Annotated in this window: 14 protein-coding genes; 6 read left to right on the top strand and 8 right to left on the bottom strand. The window is 70.6% G+C overall.

Annotated features, from left to right (window positions below; translation table 11 throughout):
* Positions 1 to 62 precede the first annotated feature (62 nt).
* Positions 63 to 1,688 carry a chaperonin GroEL gene (gene groL, locus G6N64_RS09675; RefSeq protein ID WP_163796698.1) on the bottom strand — a complete coding sequence of 542 codons (1,626 nt, stop codon included), beginning with the start codon at positions 1,686 to 1,688 and terminating at the stop codon, positions 63 to 65.
* 204 nt (positions 1,689 to 1,892) lie between these two features.
* Between groL and G6N64_RS09670 the strand changes: the two genes are divergently transcribed.
* Positions 1,893 to 3,647 (top strand): BamB-related PQQ repeat family beta-propellar protein, encoded by a 1,755-nt coding sequence (locus G6N64_RS09670; RefSeq protein ID WP_163796697.1) that lies wholly within the window; start codon positions 1,893 to 1,895, stop codon positions 3,645 to 3,647.
* Here G6N64_RS09670 and G6N64_RS09665 read toward each other — a convergent pair whose 3' ends face one another.
* Complete coding sequence (locus G6N64_RS09665; RefSeq protein ID WP_163796696.1) at positions 3,648 to 5,396, bottom strand: BamB-related PQQ repeat family beta-propellar protein; 1,749 nt, start codon at positions 5,394 to 5,396, stop codon at positions 3,648 to 3,650.
* Positions 5,397 to 5,469: 73 nt separating this feature from the next.
* Between G6N64_RS09665 and G6N64_RS09660 the strand changes: the two genes are divergently transcribed.
* The gene (locus G6N64_RS09660; RefSeq protein WP_163796695.1) at positions 5,470 to 5,964 is read left to right on the top strand and encodes a cupin domain-containing protein; all 495 of its coding nucleotides are present in this window, start codon (positions 5,470 to 5,472) and stop codon (positions 5,962 to 5,964) included.
* Positions 5,965 to 5,967: 3 nt separating this feature from the next.
* Here G6N64_RS09660 and G6N64_RS09655 read toward each other — a convergent pair whose 3' ends face one another.
* Positions 5,968 to 6,528: a TetR/AcrR family transcriptional regulator gene (locus G6N64_RS09655; RefSeq protein ID WP_163796694.1), complete on the bottom strand. Its 561-nt coding sequence runs from the start codon at positions 6,526 to 6,528 to the stop codon at positions 5,968 to 5,970.
* Between the two features lie 100 nt (positions 6,529 to 6,628).
* Here G6N64_RS09655 and G6N64_RS09650 point away from each other — a divergent pair, with 100 nt between their 5' ends.
* Positions 6,629 to 7,522 (top strand): SDR family NAD(P)-dependent oxidoreductase, encoded by an 894-nt coding sequence (locus tag G6N64_RS09650; protein ID WP_163796693.1) that lies wholly within the window; start codon positions 6,629 to 6,631, stop codon positions 7,520 to 7,522.
* On the opposite strand, the gene G6N64_RS09645 is transcribed toward G6N64_RS09650, so the two are convergent.
* Together G6N64_RS09645 and G6N64_RS09640 are read right to left on the bottom strand one after the other, a co-directional pair.
* Complete coding sequence (locus G6N64_RS09645) at positions 7,506 to 10,040, bottom strand: excinuclease ABC subunit UvrA (protein WP_163796692.1); 2,535 nt, start codon at positions 10,038 to 10,040, stop codon at positions 7,506 to 7,508. The two genes, G6N64_RS09650 and G6N64_RS09645, sit on opposite strands and share 17 nt — an antisense overlap.
* Positions 10,041 to 10,064: 24 nt before the next feature.
* Positions 10,065 to 10,859, bottom strand: coding sequence for a polysaccharide deacetylase family protein (locus tag G6N64_RS09640; protein ID WP_246231069.1), 795 nt, complete (start codon positions 10,857 to 10,859; stop codon positions 10,065 to 10,067).
* A gap of 191 nt (positions 10,860 to 11,050) precedes the next feature.
* Between G6N64_RS09640 and G6N64_RS09635 the strand changes: the two genes are divergently transcribed.
* The gene (locus G6N64_RS09635; protein ID WP_163796691.1) at positions 11,051 to 12,763 is read left to right on the top strand and encodes a DEAD/DEAH box helicase; all 1,713 of its coding nucleotides are present in this window, start codon (positions 11,051 to 11,053) and stop codon (positions 12,761 to 12,763) included.
* Positions 12,764 to 12,849: 86 nt separating this feature from the next.
* On the opposite strand, the gene G6N64_RS09630 is transcribed toward G6N64_RS09635, so the two are convergent.
* Genes G6N64_RS09630 through G6N64_RS09620 form a run of 3 tightly spaced genes read right to left on the bottom strand, consistent with a single transcriptional unit; the run spans position 12,850 to position 15,630 of the window.
* Positions 12,850 to 13,662, bottom strand: coding sequence for an HAD-IIA family hydrolase (locus G6N64_RS09630; protein WP_163796690.1), 813 nt, complete (start codon positions 13,660 to 13,662; stop codon positions 12,850 to 12,852).
* Between the two features lie 46 nt (positions 13,663 to 13,708).
* A complete protein-coding gene (locus G6N64_RS09625; protein ID WP_163801559.1) occupies positions 13,709 to 15,112 on the bottom strand; it encodes a PH domain-containing protein in 1,404 nt (467 codons plus the stop codon).
* A gap of 32 nt (positions 15,113 to 15,144) precedes the next feature.
* On the bottom strand, positions 15,145 to 15,630 hold the full coding sequence (locus tag G6N64_RS09620) for a PH domain-containing protein (protein WP_163796689.1): 486 nt from the start codon (positions 15,628 to 15,630) through the stop codon (positions 15,145 to 15,147).
* Between the two features lie 22 nt (positions 15,631 to 15,652).
* Here G6N64_RS09620 and G6N64_RS09615 point away from each other — a divergent pair, with 22 nt between their 5' ends.
* Positions 15,653 to 16,576 (top strand): SDR family NAD(P)-dependent oxidoreductase, encoded by a 924-nt coding sequence (locus G6N64_RS09615; RefSeq protein WP_163796688.1) that lies wholly within the window; start codon positions 15,653 to 15,655, stop codon positions 16,574 to 16,576.
* Between the two features lie 2 nt (positions 16,577 to 16,578).
* Positions 16,579 to 17,766, top strand: coding sequence for a molybdopterin molybdotransferase MoeA (gene moeA, locus G6N64_RS09610; RefSeq protein WP_163796687.1), 1,188 nt, complete (start codon positions 16,579 to 16,581; stop codon positions 17,764 to 17,766).
* The last annotated feature ends 22 nt before the right edge of the window (positions 17,767 to 17,788 follow it).

Genomic DNA, 17,788 nt, shown 5'->3' with positions numbered 1-17,788 from the left:
CGGGGCACACGAAAAAGCCCGGCCTGCAAGCAGACCGGGCCTTCCCGTTGTGAAGCGTGGACTTAGAAGTCCATGCCGCCCATGCCACCGGTCGGGTCGCCCGCGGGTGCGGACGCCTTCTCCGGCTTGTCGGCGACGACGGCCTCGGTGGTGAGGAACAGCGCCGCGATGGACGCTGCGTTCTGCAGCGCCGAGCGCGTGACCTTGACCGGGTCGGCAACGCCGGCGGCCAGCAGGTCCTCGTACTCGCCGGTCGCGGCGTTCAGGCCGTGACCCGCAGGAAGGTTCGAGACCTTCTCGGCGACGACGCCCGGCTCCAGGCCACCGTTGAAGGCGATCTGCTTGAGCGGGGCCGACAGCGCGACGCGGACGATGTTCGCGCCCGTCGCCTCGTCACCGGTGAGGTCCAGCTCGTCCAGCGACGGAGCCGACTGCAGCAGAGCCACGCCGCCACCGGCGACGATGCCCTCTTCGACGGCAGCCTTCGCGTTGCGGACGGCGTCCTCGATGCGGTGCTTGCGCTCCTTGAGCTCCACCTCGGTGGCAGCTCCGGCCTTGATCACCGCAACACCGCCGGCCAGCTTGGCCAGGCGCTCCTGCAGCTTCTCGCGGTCGTAGTCGGAGTCGCTGTTCTCGATCTCGGCACGGATCTGGGCCACGCGGCCGGCGATGGCCTCGGAGTCTCCCGCACCCTCGACGATGGTGGTCTCGTCCTTGGTGATGACGACCTTGCGGGCGGTACCCAGCAGGGTGACGTCAGCGGTCTCCAGGGACAGGCCGACCTCTTCGCTGACGACCTGGCCACCGGTGAGGATGGCGATGTCCTGCAGCATGGCCTTGCGGCGGTCACCGAAGCCCGGGGCCTTGACGGCGACGGACTTGAAGGTGCCACGGATCTTGTTGACCACCAGGGTCGAGAGGGCTTCGCCCTCGACGTCCTCGGCGATGATCAGCAGCGGCTTGCCGGACTGGATGACCTTCTCCAGCAACGGAAGCAGATCCTTGACCGTCGAGACCTTGGAGCTGACCAGGAGGATGTAGGGATCCTCCAGGACGGCTTCCTGACGCTCGGCGTCGGTCACGAAGTAGCCGGAGATGTAGCCCTTGTCGAAGCGCATGCCCTCGGTGAGCTCGAGCTGCAGGCCGAAGGTGTTGGACTCCTCGACGGTGATGACACCCTCGTTGCCGACCTTGTCGAGCGCCTCGGCGATCAGGTCACCGATGGACTGGTCGCCGGCGGAGATGCCCGCGGTGGCAGCGATCTGCTCCTTGGTCTCGACCTCCTTGGCCGATGCCAGCAGCGACTCGGTGATCTTCTCGACGGCCTTCTCGATGCCGCGCTTCAGACCGAGCGGGTTGGCGCCGGCCGCGACGTTGCGCAGACCTTCGCGAACCAGCGCCTGGGCGAGCACGGTGGCCGTGGTGGTGCCGTCGCCGGCGACGTCGTCCGTCTTCTTGGCGACTTCCTTGACCAGCTCTGCGCCGATCTTCTCGTAGGGATCCTCGAGCTCGATCTCCTTGGCGATGGACACGCCGTCGTTGGTGATAGTGGGAGCGCCCCACTTCTTCTCCAGGACGACGTTGCGGCCCTTGGGGCCGAGCGTTACCTTGACCGCGTCGGCGAGGGCATTGAGACCCCGCTCGAGGCCGCGGCGTGCCTCTTCGTCGTACGCAATAATCTTGGACATTGCGAAGTGAATCCTCCGATTAGGGGGTGACACGTTCTTGGGCCGGGAGCGATGCCCGCGACGGACGAGCCCAGTTGTGTTCGGACTGTGCTCTCATCGTCCCGACCTAGCACTCGCCGATCGCGAGTGCCAACGTCATTTTTAGCACTCGACGTGGGCGAGTGCAAGGCTGGGACGGTCCGGCGCTATGGCAAAGTCAGCCTCGTGGGGGCCACGAAGAGCGACGAGCAGACGACCGACGCGCCGCCGAACGGCAGACTCGGCGCGGCGCTGGCCGCGACGGCGGGGGGACTCGCCCTTGGAGCTGCCGGCATCGCCGCCTACGCCTACACCCACGGGGTGCCTCCGGGACTGATCTCGGACCGGCTCGGACCGGCGACCACCCTTCTGACCGCCTCACTCGTCGCGGCCTGCCTGACCGCCGTCGTGATCCTCGCCCTTGGGGTTCGCGCCCTGAGGGGTCCCGACACCGCACGCGCTGCCGCAGCGACCCTCGCGGTTCTGGCTGCCGTCACCGCCTTCACCCATCTCAACTCCATCCCGGCGGATCGGGCAAGCAGCCTCGCCGGGCCAGGGGTCCGGCCGATACTGCCGCTGATGCAGGCGGGGTGGCTGCTGTCGACCTGTGCGGCGCTGGCGCTCTTGGCGGGGTCGGTGGCGATGGGCTCCGGGAAGCGCCCGCTGGGCGTCGGGCTCCTGCCATGGGTCGCGCTGGGCGCGGCCGTCGCAGTGGTCGCGGGGTCCGGCCTGTCGACGGTCGCCACTCGCGGAACGGACCGGTCCGCCACCGCCACCGCCATCGCGGTCCCCCCGGTCCCGACGACTGTGGGCGATCAGGTCGCTTATTCAGTCGTGGCCCGTCGCGCCGGATGGGTGACCCCGGCGGGCGCGGGGTTCGTGGCACGGACCGACGACGCCCTCGTCGCCTTCGACGGCGCCACCGGCGCGCAACGCTGGCGATTCCCGTTCCTCGAGTTTCCCGCCGGATGCCAGCCGGTGACCGTGCGCTCGACCGGTTCCGGCCCGGATGCCGTCGTCCTCATCGAATGCCGCCGCGAATACTCCGAGCAGTACATGGGCGGCACGGATCCCCATCTCGTCGCGCTCGACGCCATGACCGGCGAGGTGCTGTGGTTCAGCGACGACGGCTGGTACCTGCAGGGCAGGGTGCAGGCGAGTCCGGACGCGTTGCCCGTGCGGCGCGGCGACGACATCGGCTCGCTCGATGCCCACACCGGGCAGAAGCGATGGACCAGGCCACTGGCCGAGGACGAGAAGTGCACGAGCTTCGGCGATGACGTCACCGCCGTCGCCCACAGCGTCGTCGTGGTCGCACAGTGCGCCGACACAGCTGCGCTGCACCTCTTCGACGGCCACACCGGGCAGCAGCGCGACATCGACCTCAGGTCCGCCCCGGGCGGACTGCCCGAGGGAGACGTGCAGTACGACCTCGTGGCGGCCGAGGGTGACGTCGTCGCGATCAAGGTGGACCCGAGGGCCGGCGCCGACAGCGTGCTGCTTGCGGTGGACACCCGCGCCGGGACCATCGAACGCGTCCCCGCAACCGCCTACCTCAGCGACGTGATCTCCGCCCGGACGGGTGCGTATCCGGGCGCGGTACTGCAACTCGATGACCGCCACGACCCCGCCGAGCAAACCGGACTCTACCTCGTCGGACAACGAAAGGTGTTGTCCGCGAACGACGTCGAGACCCAAGGAGACAACATCCCCACGGGGTTGCGGTGGGCGTTGGTGGGCGACCGACTGGTCTCCGCCATGGGGTACTACGACGACCCGGCCCTGCTGGTGGTGGCACCCGACGGAACCGTCGACCGCCGACCGTCGCCGTGCGGCACGGACGTCGGCGGTGTTGTGACGGTGCCCGGTGCGCTGCTGGTGCTCTGCGAACGCGGCGATGGCAACTCCCTCTGGGGCTACGACGTCCTCGCGCTGCGCTGACTAACGGAGACCGACCCACTGTCCTTCGCACTGCGCCACCACGGCGCCGGGCACCTCCACCAGGCCGGGTACGCCGCGCATGTCCGGGCAGACGTCGGAGACCGTTCGCGAGGCGCCCGACGAGTCGATGATTCGCAGGCGCGGCACGTCCGTGTGCCCGCGGTCCTCCATCGCACGCACCGCCGCTTGGTCGGCGGGGACGAACGTCAGCCAGTCGGTTCCTGAGCGGGCGAACAGGTCGAACGTCTTCCCGTCGCCTCCGCCGTCCCACCACGACGACAGGGACTGCATCCGGTTGGTACCCACGGTCAGCGTGGACAGCGGGTCCAGATCGTCGCGGTCCCCGTAGGGCCATGTCAGCAGCGTGTCGACGCCGAGGTACCTCGCGCCGTGATTCTCCGGCGGTCGCGCGACGATCTTGCCGGTGGCGATGTCGACGACCAGCTTGGTTTCCCGCCGTCCGGGCTGGTACCGGAACACGGTGATCAACGCGGTCCCACCCTTCACCTCATCGATCGAGACGTTGCCCTCCCTGCGCCCGAGATCAGCAGGGTCCACCCCGAGGTCCGACAGTGTGACGACCCCGCGACGTTGCCCGGTGGCCGGATCCAGCACCTGGGCGACGACCTCGGGAGGGTCCTCACAGCTGTGCACGAGAAGCGCGTCGGCGGCCGCCTTGGCGGAGGCCCAGCATTGATAGCGGAAGGTCCGGCTCCACATCACCTCGCCGGTCCTCGGGGACAGCGCCTCCCACTTGGTGCCGTATCCGGCGGCGGTAGGCCCCGGCGGTTCGGGCACCCGCTGCGTCGTCATCACGACATGCGGTGACACGGCGCGGTTCGGGTTGTCCCTGTCGAACAGCCGCCCCTCTTCGGATCGCCACAGCAGTTCGCCGGTGGTGGCGTCGAGTCCGAGCAGTTCGTCGAAGGACTGCACGACGACGACGCTGTCCCGCCCGACGCCGGTGGCTCCGACGCCGAGGAAGTTGAGACTGTCCTCACGGAACGACCATCGACGCTCGCCGGTGGCACCGTCGAATCCCTCGAGGAGGTCGCCCTTGGTGTAGTCGCCACCCGCGACCCAACGCGCAAAGCCGGCGCCCGACGGCACCAGTTTGTCGGCATCACCGCGCTCGAAGTCGACCCGATAGGCGATCTGCCCATTGATCGGCGGCGTAGGGGGTGCGTCGATGGCGGCCGCCGTCTGGATGTCGATCCCGTCGCCCGTGATTGGCCCACCGTTCGTCGCCACCACGCCGACCGCGACGACGCCGAGCACGGCGACGGCCACACCGGCCGCGATCCGGCGCTGCGGCAGTTCTCGCGGGCGCTGCTCGGGCGGACGCTCGTCTGGGAGCACGTTTGCCACCCAAGCAGCCAGCGCGAGCACCGCCAGCGCCAGGCACGCGCACCACCACGCCCACCGTGCGGCACTCGCGACCTCGGGTTCGCGGTCCAGGGCCATCACCCCGCTCACCGCGAGCACCAGCACCGCGGGCGTCGTGAGCACCAGGAACCGCATTCGGCTGTCTCTGTGCTTGCGCCAGAGCCGGCCCGACCCCACGCCCAGGGCGGTGAGCAGCACACTCGCGACCACTACGACCGTCGTCCGCCAGAGCGAGGACGTGTTGTCGGGCGCGTCGGTCGGATCGAGCCAGGCAACGATCAGGCATCCCACGGCGGCGACCTCGAGCGCAGCCAGCAGCGCCATGGCCGTCAGGTTGTATCGCGTCTCCTCCTCGACCTCCATGCGCTGAGGGTAGATCCCGGGTGAGTTGATCAAGATGGTGTCCCCCGTCTGACGAGGCAGGCAAGATGATCGCGTGTCACTCGTCGTGCCGCCCTATCCCCCACCCCGCTACGACGGCGACCCGGAGGTCAGCGCCCGGGTCCGGCGCGGCGACGATCCGCCGGATTACGACTCGTTCGGGCTGGTCCAGTATCACTACCTCGCCAACGAGCAGGCCACCAACGGTGACTACGGCCTGTTCCGCGTCGACCTGGCCGCGAAGGCCGGCGGTCCGGGCCCGCACTTCCACCGCGCCATGTCCGAGGCCTTCTTCGTGCTGTCGGGTGTGGTGACGATCTACGACGGCACCGACTGGAAGACCACGGGCCAGAACGACTTCCTGTACGTCCCGCCCGGCGGCATCCACGGCTTCCGCAACGAGATGGATGCGCCCGCGTCGATGCTGATGCTGTTCGCGCCCGGCGCACCGCGCGAGCACTACTTCGAGGGGCTCGCCCATCTGGGCGAGATGACCGACGAGGAGCGGCGCGAGTGGTTCATCGCCAACGACAACTTCTTCGTCGACTGAGGTTCAGCGGGCGGACCGCAGCCCGTCGACGATGACGTCGGCGACCCGGTCGGCGACGCCGTCACCGTGGTCGAGGGTGGCCTTGCAGACCATCAGGAGCGCCTTCACCTCCGTGGCGCCGACGTCCGTGCGCACCGTTCCAGCGCGTTGCGCGCCCGCGAGGAGGTCACCGAGGATCTCGGCGAACGCCGCCTCTGCGCCGGGTGCCGCCGTCGCCATGTCGACCCCGTAGCCCGTCAGCGCGTCCGCGATGCCGTGGTCGGCCGCGCTGGTGCGGACCATCTCGCGCAGGAACTCGAACAGCGCACCACCCGGATCCTCCTCGAGCAGAGCCCGTCCGCGGCCCAGGATGCTGCGCACGCGGTCCTCGATGACCGCCCCGAAGAGCGCCTCCTTGGTCGGGAAGTGGCGGTAGACGGTGCCAGGGCCGACGCCCGCCCGGCGCGCGATCTCGTCGATCGGCACGGCCAGTCCCTCGGCGGCGAAGGTCTCGTACGCGACCTCGAGCACGCGGGCGCGGTTGCGCGCCGCATCGGCTCGCATCGGTCGCGCTGCCTGGCTCACTGAAATCGCTCCCTCGGTCGACAACCGGAGCGCGCGTTCCGTATAGTCGGGACTCAACCGGAGCGCACGTTCCGAATCAACTCTAACCCGAGGAGTCCCCATGAGCCGCTGGACCGTCACCGACATCCCCGATCAGACCGGCCGCGTCGCCGTCGTCACCGGAGGCAACACCGGCCTCGGCTACGAGACGGCGGCCGGGTTGGCATCCCGCGGCGCGCGCGTCGTGCTGGCCGTGCGCAACCTCGACAAGGGCAAGGCCGCCGCCGACCTGATCGTCCGGCGCACCCCCGGCGCCGACGTCACGCTGCAGGAACTCGACCTCACCTCGCTCGCCTCGGTCGAGGACGCCGCCGAACAACTGCGCGCCACACACGACCGGATCGACCTGCTCATCAACAACGCCGGCGTGATGATGACGCCGAAGTCGACGACGCAGGATGGGTTCGAGTTGCAGTTCGGCACCAACCACCTCGGCCACTTCGCGTTCACCGGCCGCCTGCTGGACCGCGTGCTGGCGGCGCCGGGCGCACGGGTGGTGACGGTCAGCAGCATCGGCCACCGCTTCGGCCGCGTCCGCTTCGACGACCTCGGCGCCGAGCGCGGCTACAACAGGATGGCGGCCTACGGACAGTCGAAGCTGTCCAACCTCCTGTTCACCTACGAGCTGCAGCGCCGCCTCACGGGCACGACGACCACCGCACTCGCCGCCCACCCCGGCGGCTCGAGTTCGGAGTTGACCCGCTACCTGCCCGGCCCGGTGAAGCTGGCGTTCAGCCCGCTGGAGCAGAGCACCGAGATGGGCGCGCTGCCGACGCTGCGCGCCGCGACGGATCCGCACGTGTCCGGCGGGCAGTACCTCGGCCCCGGCGGCTTCATGGAGATGCGCGGCTACCCCAAGGTCGTCGCGTCGAACCGCCGGTCCCACGACGTCGACGTGCAGCGCCGACTGTGGACGGTCTCCGAGGAACTCACCGGGGTCACGTTCCCGGTCTGACCTCCGCCAGCGCCGCGGCGAGGTAGGGCGCGGTGCGGCCCCCGCCCGCACCCGCCACCTCCGCGGGGTGTCCGACGGCGACCACGCGACCGCCGTCGTCACCGGCACCCGGTCCCAGGTCGATGACCCAGTCGGTGCCCGCCACCACGCGCATGTCGTGCTCGGCGACGACCACGGTGTTGCCCGCGTCGACGAGTCGGTGCAACTGGTCGTCCAGCAGGTCGACGTCGGCGGGGTGCAGCCCGGTGGTCGGCTCGTCGAGCACGTAGAGCGTGTGACCCCGCCGCGGCCGCTGCAGTTCGGTGGCCAGCTTGATGCGCTGGGCCTCGCCGCCGGACAGCTCGGTCGCCGGCTGGCCCAGCCGCAGGTAGCCGAGTCCGACGTCGGCCAGCGTGCGCAACGAGCGCGCCGCCCCCGCGACGTCGACGAGGAACTCCGACGCCTCGTCCACCGTCATCGCCAGCACGTCGGCGATGCTGCGCTCGCGGTAGCGCACTTCGAGCGTCGACTCGTCGAACCGCGTGCCGTGACAGGTCGGACACCTGCCGTACGTCCCCGGCAGGAAGAGCAGCTCGACGGACACGAACCCCTCGCCCTGACACGTCTGGCACCGTCCGTCGGCGACGTTGAACGAGAAGCGTCCGGCGGTCCACTTGCGCCGGCGGGCCATCGGCGTCGCGGCGAACTCCTTGCGGACGGCGTCGAACAGCCCGGTGTAGGTGGCCAGCGTGGAGCGCGGCGTCCGTCCGATGGGCTTCTGATCCACCGCGACGAGCCGGTCGATCAGATCGACGCCGTCGGCGGTGACGCCGATGCTCGCGTCCCGGTCGAGGTCGGCCACCTCGCCGTCGCCCTCCTCGACGTCCGGCGCAGGATCGGCCGACCCGCCGCCCAGGTGACGACGCACCACGTCGCCGAGCACCTTGTAGACCAGGGTCGACTTGCCGGATCCGGACACGCCGGTGACGGCCGTGTATACGCCAAGCGGCACGTCGACGTCGAGGCCGCGGAGGTTGTGAAAGTCGATGCCGCGCAGGCGGAGTAGCGCCGTTGGCGTCCGTGGCACGCGCGCGGTGCGCGGCACCTCGCCGAACAGGTGCCTGCGGGTGACCGACCGCCCGACATCGGCGAGCCCCGCGACCGGCCCGCTGTAGAGCACCTCGCCGCCGAGTTCACCGGCGCCGGGGCCCACGTCGACGATCCAGTCGGCGCGGCGCACCACGTCCATGTCGTGCTCGACGACGAACAGCGAGTTGCCTGCGCGACGCAGCCGGTCCAGCACCTCGAGCAGCGGCTCGGCGTCCGCGGGGTGCAGGCCCGCCGACGGTTCGTCGAGCACGTAGAGGACGCCGAACAGACCAGCGCGCAGCTGGGTGGCCAGGCGCAACCGCTGCAGCTCCCCCGGCGACACCGTCGGGGTGCGGCGGTTCAGCGCGAGGTAGCCGAGACCGAGGTCGAGGAGGACCTGCACGCGGGCCACCAGGTCCGCGGCGATCATCGTGGCGACCTCGGTGAACTCACCCGACTCCGTCGACTCGAAGGCGGCCTCGAAGTCGGTGCGCTCCGCGGCGGGCCGTAGGACGTCGGCGAGTTCGGTCAGCGGCAGCGCCACCAGCTGGGCGATGTTGCGGCCGGCGAACGTCACCGCCAGCGCCTCGGGGCGCAGACCGGAGCCGTCGCAGACCGGACAGTCGACGGCGTCCACGTACTTGAGCACCCGACGCCGCATCATGGCGCTCTGCGAGTTGGCCAGGGTGTGCCTGACGTGGCGCTCGGCGCTGGAGAAGGTGCCGTTGTAGGTGTAGTCCGCGGTGACGGCCGCGCGGTGCGGGTGGATCTCGACGGTCGGCTGCTCGTCGGTGAACAGGATCCAGTCGCGGTCCCGCTTCGCCAGCCTGCGCCACGGCTTATCGATGTCGTAGCCCAGCGTGATCAGGATGTCGCGCAGGTTCTGGCCCTGCCAGGCGCCCGGCCAGGCCGCGACGGCGCCCTCGCGGATCGTCAGCGACGGGTCCGGAACCAGGGTCTCCTCGGTGACCCGGTGGATGCGGCCGAGTCCGTGGCACTCGGGGCAGGCGCCGATCGCCGTGTTCGGGGAGAAGGCGTCCGAGTCGAGCCGCTCGGTGAACCCCCGGGGGAAGGTGCCCGCCCGGGAGAACAGCATCCGCAGCAGGTTCGACAGCGTCGTCACCGTGCCGACCGACGAGCGCGACGACGTCGACCCGCGCCGCTGCTGCAGCGCCACCGCCGGCGGCAACCCGGTGACGTCGTCCACCTTCGGGGCATCCGCGGGCAGCAGGAGCCTGCGCGCATAGGGCGCGACGGACTCGAAGTACCGGCGCTGGGCCTCGGCGTAGATCGTCCCGAACGCCAGGGACGACTTCCCCGACCCCGAGATGCCCGTGAACGCGACGAGCGCGTCGCGCGGCGCGGCGACGTCGACGGTGCGCAGGTTGTGCACGTCGGAGCCGATGACGCGCACGAATGGGTCGTGCTCGGCGCTCGGCGGGCGGGTCATCCCCTCATTCTGCGCAATACCGCCTCAGGCGTACGTCTGACCCGCCAGTGGCACGAACTCCCAGCCCGCCTGCTGCATCGCGGGAACCGCCCTCGCCAACCCCGCACCGGTGCCCGCCTCGGGGTGATTGAGGTGCGCCAGCACGATCGACCCCGGTGTCGCACCACCGAGCGCCGAGGCGACGTGCGCGGCGGGCTCGGTGGCGCCGTCGTCGGCGTTGACCGTGAAGCCGACGGGAGTGAGGCCGAGTTGATGGACGATGTCGACCGCGACGTCGTCGTAGTGCGCGGTACCGGTGCGGAACCACGTCGGCGCCTTCCCCGTCATCGCCGTGAGCCGCACCTGGTTGCCCCACACTTCCGACACCACCTCGGCCGGGGACCGCGTGCCCTCGATCCCGTAGGCGGACCGCCCGGTCACCGAGAGGGGGACGTGGCGGGTGCCGTGGTTGCCGATGTCGAACAGCGGGTCGGCCGCCAGTCCTTCGAGCCGGCCCGGGTTGTCGTCGATCCACTTCGAGCAGATGAACAGCACCGCCGGGACGCGGTTGGCCCGAAGCATGCTCAGCAGCGCGTCGTCGCACGCGCGGTCGCACGCGTCGAGGGTGAGGGCCAGCTGTCGACCGGACGCGGCAAACGACGACACGATGCCGGGCATCGCCATCCCCCACTGCGCGGGCGTCCGACGAGCGTCGAGAGCCGAGACCGCGTCGGGGTCGATTCCGGTCGGCGCCGCGGCGGCAGGCGTCGCGGACGCGCCGTACGCCAGGGCAGCCGAGACGCCGAGAAGCGTCCCGACGAAGTTCCGCCGTGTGAGCACCAGCGCACGCTAGGCGCGCAGACTGGCGGCACCGTGCCAGGTGGGTGGCAACCCGCTGAGCGTCCACCGCGGATGTTCGAACGACACGCGGAACGCGACACGCGCGACACGAAAATCCCTGTCAATCGGGAGCATTGGACCGGCCCCACCGCGTGCCCTAGAGTGGCCTTCGACCAGATAGGAGTCTTCGGGTGCGGGCTTTTGCAGCGCCCAGCACCCAGGCTTTGCGGGGCTGGCAGCGTCGAGCGTTGGTGAAGTATCTTGCCGCTCGGCCACGGGACTTCCTCGCCGTGGCGACCCCCGGTGCCGGCAAGACGACCTTCGCGCTGCGCATCGCGAGCGAGCTGCTCAGCGAGGGCGTCGTCGAGCGGGTCACCGTGGTGGTGCCGACCGAGCACCTCAAGATCCAGTGGGCCCGCGCCGCCGAGCGGATGGGCATGGCGCTCGACCCCAAGTTCAGCAACTCGTCGTCGCAGAACTCCGACGAGTACCACGGCGTCGTCGTCACCTACGCCCAGGTGGCCAGCCACCCGGGCCGGCACCGCGTACGCACCGAGAACCGCAAGACGCTGGTGATCTTCGACGAGATCCACCACGGCGGCGACGCCAAGAGCTGGGGCGAGGCGATCCGCGAGGCGTTCGACGACGCGACACGGCGGCTCTCCCTCACCGGCACGCCGTTCCGCAGCGACGACAGCCCCATCCCGTTCGTGAACTACGAACTGGGTAACGACGGGCTGAAGCACTCCAAGTCCGACCACACCTACGGCTATGCCGACGCCCTCGCCGACGGCGTGGTCCGCCCGGTGGTGTTCCTGGCGTACTCCGGCGAGTCCCGCTGGCGCGACAGCGCGGGCGAGGAGCATGCGGCGCGCCTCGGCGAACCGTTGACCGCCGAGCAGACCGCGCGGGCGTGGAAGACCGCGCTGAACCCGGCGGGCGAGTGGATGCCCGCGGTCATCGCCGCGGCGGACAAGCGCCTGCAGCAGAAGCGTCAGCACGTCGCCGACGCCGGCGGCATGATCATCGCCTCGGATCAGACGGCCGCCCGGGCGTACGCCAACCTGCTGACCGAGATCACCGGCGAGGCGCCGACGGTCGTGCTGTCCGACGATCCCGGCTCGTCCGATCGCATCTCGCAGTTCTCGCAGGGCACCAGCCGGTGGCTGGTCGCGGTCCGAATGGTGTCCGAGGGCGTCGACGTCCCGCGACTCGCGGTGGGCGTCTACGCCACCAGCGCCTCGACCCCGCTGTTCTTCGCCCAGGCGATCGGCCGGTTCGTCCGGTCCCGCAAGGCCGGCGAGACGGCGAGCATCTTCCTGCCGTCCGTGCCGAACCTGCTGCTGCTGGCCAGCCAGATGGAGGCGCAGCGCAACCACATCCTGGGCAAGCCGCACCGCGAGTCGCAGGGCGACGAGTGGGACGACGAACTGCTCGCCGACGCCAACAAGACCAAGGACGAGGCCGGCGACATGGATCGCGGGTACGAGATGCTCGGCGCCGACGCCGAACTCGACCAGGTGATCTTCGACGGCTCGTCGTTCGGCACGGCCACCCCGTCGGGCAGCGAGGAGGAGGCCGACTACCTCGGCATCCCCGGTCTCCTCGACGCCGCCCAGATGCGAGACCTGTTGTCGCGCAGGCAGGAAGAGCAGCTCGGCCGCCGGAGCAAGGCGGCGGGCGGTGAGACCGCGGTGGTCGTCCCGGTGACCACCCACGGTCAGCTTCGGGAGCTGCGGCGGGAGCTGAACGCGCTCGTCACCCTCGCCCACCACCGAACGGGCAAGCCGCACGGCTGGATCCACAACGAGCTGCGCCGCATCTGCGGTGGGCCCGTCGTGGCGGCGGCGAACTCCGAGCAGATCGCGGCGCGCATCGAGGCGGTGCGGACACTGCGGGCGTAGCTTCTTCGCTGTGCGCCGAGTGTGGGCTTAACACACGCATTTCGGCCTTTTCCGTGCGTCAACCCCACACTCGAGGCAGGCCCCCGCTACAACCCGAGCAGCTCCGGCAGGTCCGCGACGGAGTCGATGACGAAGTTCGGCTGCATCGCGAATTCGTCGGTGGCCCAACGGTCCAGCGTGTCCTGCCGGAACTTGCCGGTCCGCACCAGCACCCCGGCCATGCCGACCACCTGGGCGGCGAGGACGTCGTTGTTGAGGTCATCGCCGACCATGTACATCTCCTCGGGGTCGACGCCGAGGCGGTTCGCCGACGCCAGGAACCCCTCCGGCGCGGGCTTCCCGACGGCGACGGCCTTGCGACCCGACGTCTCCTCCATGCCCAGCAGGTACATGCCCGTGTCGATCCGCAACCCGCCGGTCGTGTTCCACGCCGTGCTGCGGTGCATCGCGACGACGGGGACGCCACGGGCCATCCAGTCGTACACCCGGCTCAGCGTCAGGTGGTCGTACTCGCGACCGGCGCCGCCGAGCAGCACCACGTCGGGAGTCTCGGTCGCGTCGTCGCCGACGTCGTGCGAGTAGACGAGGTCGATGCCCGTCATGTCCTCACCGATCTGGCCGCTGTTGACCAGGAAGCAGCGCGCACCCGGGTAGCGGTCACGGACGTACTCGGCGGTGAGGACCGCCGCGGTGATGACCTCGTCGGCGCTGACGTCCATGCCCGCCTCGGACAGCAGATCGGCGATCTGGACGCGGGTCTTGGTCGTCGTGTTGGTGAGGTAGGACCGGGCAATCTGCCGGTCGGCCAGGACGCGCAACGTCTCCCTGGCGCCTGCGATGGGCTTCCACGAGGTCACCAGGACGCCATCGATGTCGAACAGCACACCACCGATAGCCATGGTGCCAAGGTAAACGGCCTCGGCACGGGCGCAACTCGGGACCCGCTCAGGGGGCGAGAGTGTGGGCCCACACACTCTCGGCGACCCACGGCGACGCCGTGGATGCCACCGACCACGCCAGGTCGGCCGGCACGTCGAGCACCCGGTACCCCTTGACGCCCGCAGCGGTGGCGGCGACCAGTGTCGCCACGCCGGCCCGCCGCTGGAACGGTGACTGGCGCACGGTCCACCCGATGATCCCCGCCGCGGCGATGCAGTCCCGCTTCCGCTCCAGGCTGCCCGACCGGGCGATCAGCCAGGTGCGGTCCACGCGGTGGCCGAGCGAGCGCGACCGGTCGATCGCCAGGAACACCGCCGCCAGCACGGCCGCGGCGAGCCCGAGCCACGTCCACCCCGGCGCGCCGACCGAAGCCAACACCACGCCCGCGACAGCCGGGACCGCCAGCGCCCGCGTCCACCGTCTGCGCACGGCGGCCGGGCCGTGCGGCACCAGCTCGACGCCGCCGATCCCCGGAGCGGTCAGCTCGCCGAGCACGGCGTCGGCCGTCGCGCGCGGGCAGGGCGGCAGCAGGAGCGACGCCTCCCCCGCGCCACCGACACCGGTCATGACCGCGTCCAGGCGAGCCCCACCGAAGATCCGCACCAGCAGCGGCTCGCGCAGGGTGCCGCCGCGCAACCTCCGGAGGTCGTAGGTGTGCTGACGTAGCCGGAGCAGTCCGTGCTCGAGATTCAGCACGCCATCGCCACGCGACAGCACGAGGTTGCCATAGGTGACCAGCGACCGCGCCACCGACAGGAGGACGGACGCCACCAGCACCACTCCGACGCCGGAGGCCACCACCGCGACGACGCCCGCTCGCTCCGCGGCGTCCAGACCGGCCCGCGCGAGCGGCGAATCACCCACCGTGGCAAGCACACCCGTCTGCGACACCACGCCCACGGCGGCCGCGATCATGGCCAGTCCCGTGAAGCTGAGCGGGCTGTACCGCAGCCAGGACGGCTGCCACCGCGCCAACACCCGATCGGTCGGCGGGTGATCGGTCGGCGCAGGCGCGTCGGCGAGCAGCACGGCGCGCAGCCCGGTCACCTCGGCGAGGCGGACGGCGTCGAGCGCGAACTCTGCGTCACCCCTGCCCTCCTGGCCGGTACTGACCTTGACCACGGTCAGGTCGAGCAGCCGGTGCAGCAGGCGGGCGTCGGTCGACACCGATCGAATCCTGTTGCGCGGCAGCGACAGCACGGTGCGTGCGAGCACACCCTCTCTGCGCTGGATCTGCTCGTCGTCGATCCGGTAGGTCGTGGTGAACCAGCGCGCCACGCCGTATCCCACCAAAAGCACCAACGCCGCGACCGACCACAGCGGGTTGCCGGTCGCGGTGCCGAGCACGACCGAACCGATCAAGAGCGGAAGCTGGCGCAGCACTTCGTGAATGGGATGCACCAGCAGCATGCGCGGGCTGAGGCGTCGCCATTCGTCGGCACTCACGTGGCGTCCTGCTCGCCGATGGCGGCGACGTCGGTCAGACGCGCTGCGACCTGGTCGGCCACGTCGGAGTCGAGCGCCACGATCCGCACCGCACCGGCCGACGAGGCCGTGGTGACCGTGACGGTGGCGAGCCCGAACATCCGGTCCAGTGGTCCGCGCTGCGTGTCGACGGTCTGCACCCGCGAGATCGGCGCGATGCGGCGTTCCTGGATCAACCAGCCGGTGCGGGTGTAGACGGCGAGGTCGTCGACCTCCCACCGGTGCACCCGGTAGCGCCACACCGGCACGATGCCGACGAACGACACGATGCCGACCACCGTGACCGCCGCGGCCGCCGCGTGCAGCCAGCCGTACCTGCCGTCGAGGACGAACCACACCACCTGCGCCACGGTGAGCACCGCCCACGGGATGGCCGCGGACAGGGCCCACACCAGTGGCGCCCTCCGGCTGGGCGGGTGCGCGGGGTCGGCGAGCTGAGACATCCCCTTGAGTATGGTCGTGCCCATGAGCAGCAATGCGAACTGGACCGAGGCCGATGTGCCCGATCAGGCCGGACGACTCGCAGTCGTCACCGGCGCCAACACCGGACTGGGCTTCGAGACCGCCCGCGTGCTGGCCGAGCGCGGGGCCCGCGTCGTGCTGGCGGTCCGCAACCTGGACAAGGGCAGGCAGGCGGCGGCGAAGATCGCCGAGACCGCGCCCGGCGCCGACGTGACGGTGCAGGAGCTGGACCTCGGGTCGCTGGCGTCGGTGCGCGCCGCTGCCGACGCCATCAGGTCGGCCCATCCGCGCATCGACCTGCTGATCAACAACGCGGGGTTGATGTACCCGCCGAAGGGGCACACCGCCGACGGCTTCGAGCTGCAGTTCGGGACCAACCACCTCGGGCACTTCGCGTGGACGGGCCTGCTGCTCGATCACGTTCTGCCCGTTGCGGGTTCGCGCGTCGTAGTGGTCGCGAGCGTCGCCCACAAGATCCAGGCCGCGATCCACTTCGACGATCTGCAGTGGGACCGCAACTACGGCCGGGTGCCCGCCTACGGCCAGTCGAAGCTCGCCAACCTGATGTTCGCCTACGACCTACAGCGCAGGCTGGCCGCCAAGGGCGAGCAGACCATCGCCGTTGCGGCACACCCCGGCATCTCCAACACCGAACTGATGCGCCACATCCCGGGCAGCGGCCTGCCCGGCTTCTCCAGCGTCGCCGGCCTGGTCACCAACAGCCCCGCCAAGGGCGCCCTCGCCACCCTGCGTGCTGCCACCGCGCCCGACGTCGTCGGCGGACAGTACTACGGCCCCAAGGGTTTCCGTGAGCTGATGGGCTACCCGGTGCTGGTGTCGTCGAGTGACCAGTCCCGCGACCAGGCCGTCCAGGAGCGGCTCTGGACGGTGTCGGAGGAACTCACCGGCGTCACCTTCCCGGTGTAGCCGTGCGGACCGTCGAAGAGCACCAGGCCGTCGTCGCGGGACTGCTGACGCCGCGTGACCCGGTGACCGTGAGGGTGCCCGAGGCGCTGGGCCTCGTCCTGGCCGTCGACGTGGTGGCCCCGCTCTCGCTGCCGGGCTTCAACAACTCGGCGATGGACGGTTACGCGGTGCGGGCCGACGACGTCGCCTCCGCGTCCGAGGAGACGCCGGTGACCCTGCCGGTGGCAGAGGACATCCCGGCCGGCCGCACCGACCCGCTGACCCTCGCACCCGGGACCGCGCACCGCATCATGACCGGCGCACCCCTGCCTGCGGGTGCGACGGCGATCGTTCCCGTGGAGGTCACCGACGGCGGCACCGAGACGGTGACGATCCGGCGCGCCAGCCAGGTCGACCAGCACGTCCGGCACGCCGGCGAGGACGTCCAGGCGGGCACCACCGTGCTCGTGGCCGGGCAGGAACTGAGCCCGGCCGCGCTCGGACTGATCGCTGCACTGGGACTCGGCGAGGTCGACGTCGTCCCGCGGCAGCGCGTCCTGGTGATGTCGACGGGCTCCGAACTGGTCGCCCCGGGAACGCCGCTGCTGCCCGGGCAGATCTACGAGTCCAACGCGGTGATGCTGGCCGCGGCCGTCCGGGATGCGGGCGGCGAGGTGACCACGGTGGCGATGACGTCCGACGACGTCGACGTCTTCCGCGCCACGCTGCTCGAGCACGCCGCCACCGCCGACCTGATCGTCACGACCGGTGGTGTCAGCGCAGGCGCCTACGAGGTGGTGAAGGACTCGCTCGGCGACGAGGTCGAGTTCGTGAAGGTGGCGATGCAGCCCGGGATGCCCCAGGGTGCGGGCCGCGTGGCCGGAACACCGATCATCACGCTGCCGGGCAACCCGGTCAGCGCGCTGGTGTCCTTCGAGGTCTTCATCCGCGGTCCGCTGCGCGCCGCGATGCGGCTGCCCGAACCCGAGCGTAGACGCCGCGACGCCACGCTGACCGAGTCGCTGACCTCGCCGCGCGGCAAGCGGCAGTTCCGCCGCGGCGTACTCGACGGCGACCGCGTGACCAGCTACGGACCGCCCGCGTCGCACCACCTGCGCTGGCTGGCGTCGGCGAACTGCCTGTTGGAGATCGACGACGACGTGACCGAGGCGGCGGAGGGCTCGACGGTCCGGATCTGGGACCTTCGCTGACCAAGCGCCGACCCCGGGCATC

Origin of the sequence: Mycolicibacterium sediminis (assembly GCF_010731735.1) — a bacterium.
GTDB lineage: Bacteria > Actinomycetota > Actinomycetes > Mycobacteriales > Mycobacteriaceae > Mycobacterium > Mycobacterium sediminis.
This window is presented reverse-complemented; position numbering and strand designations above follow the sequence as displayed.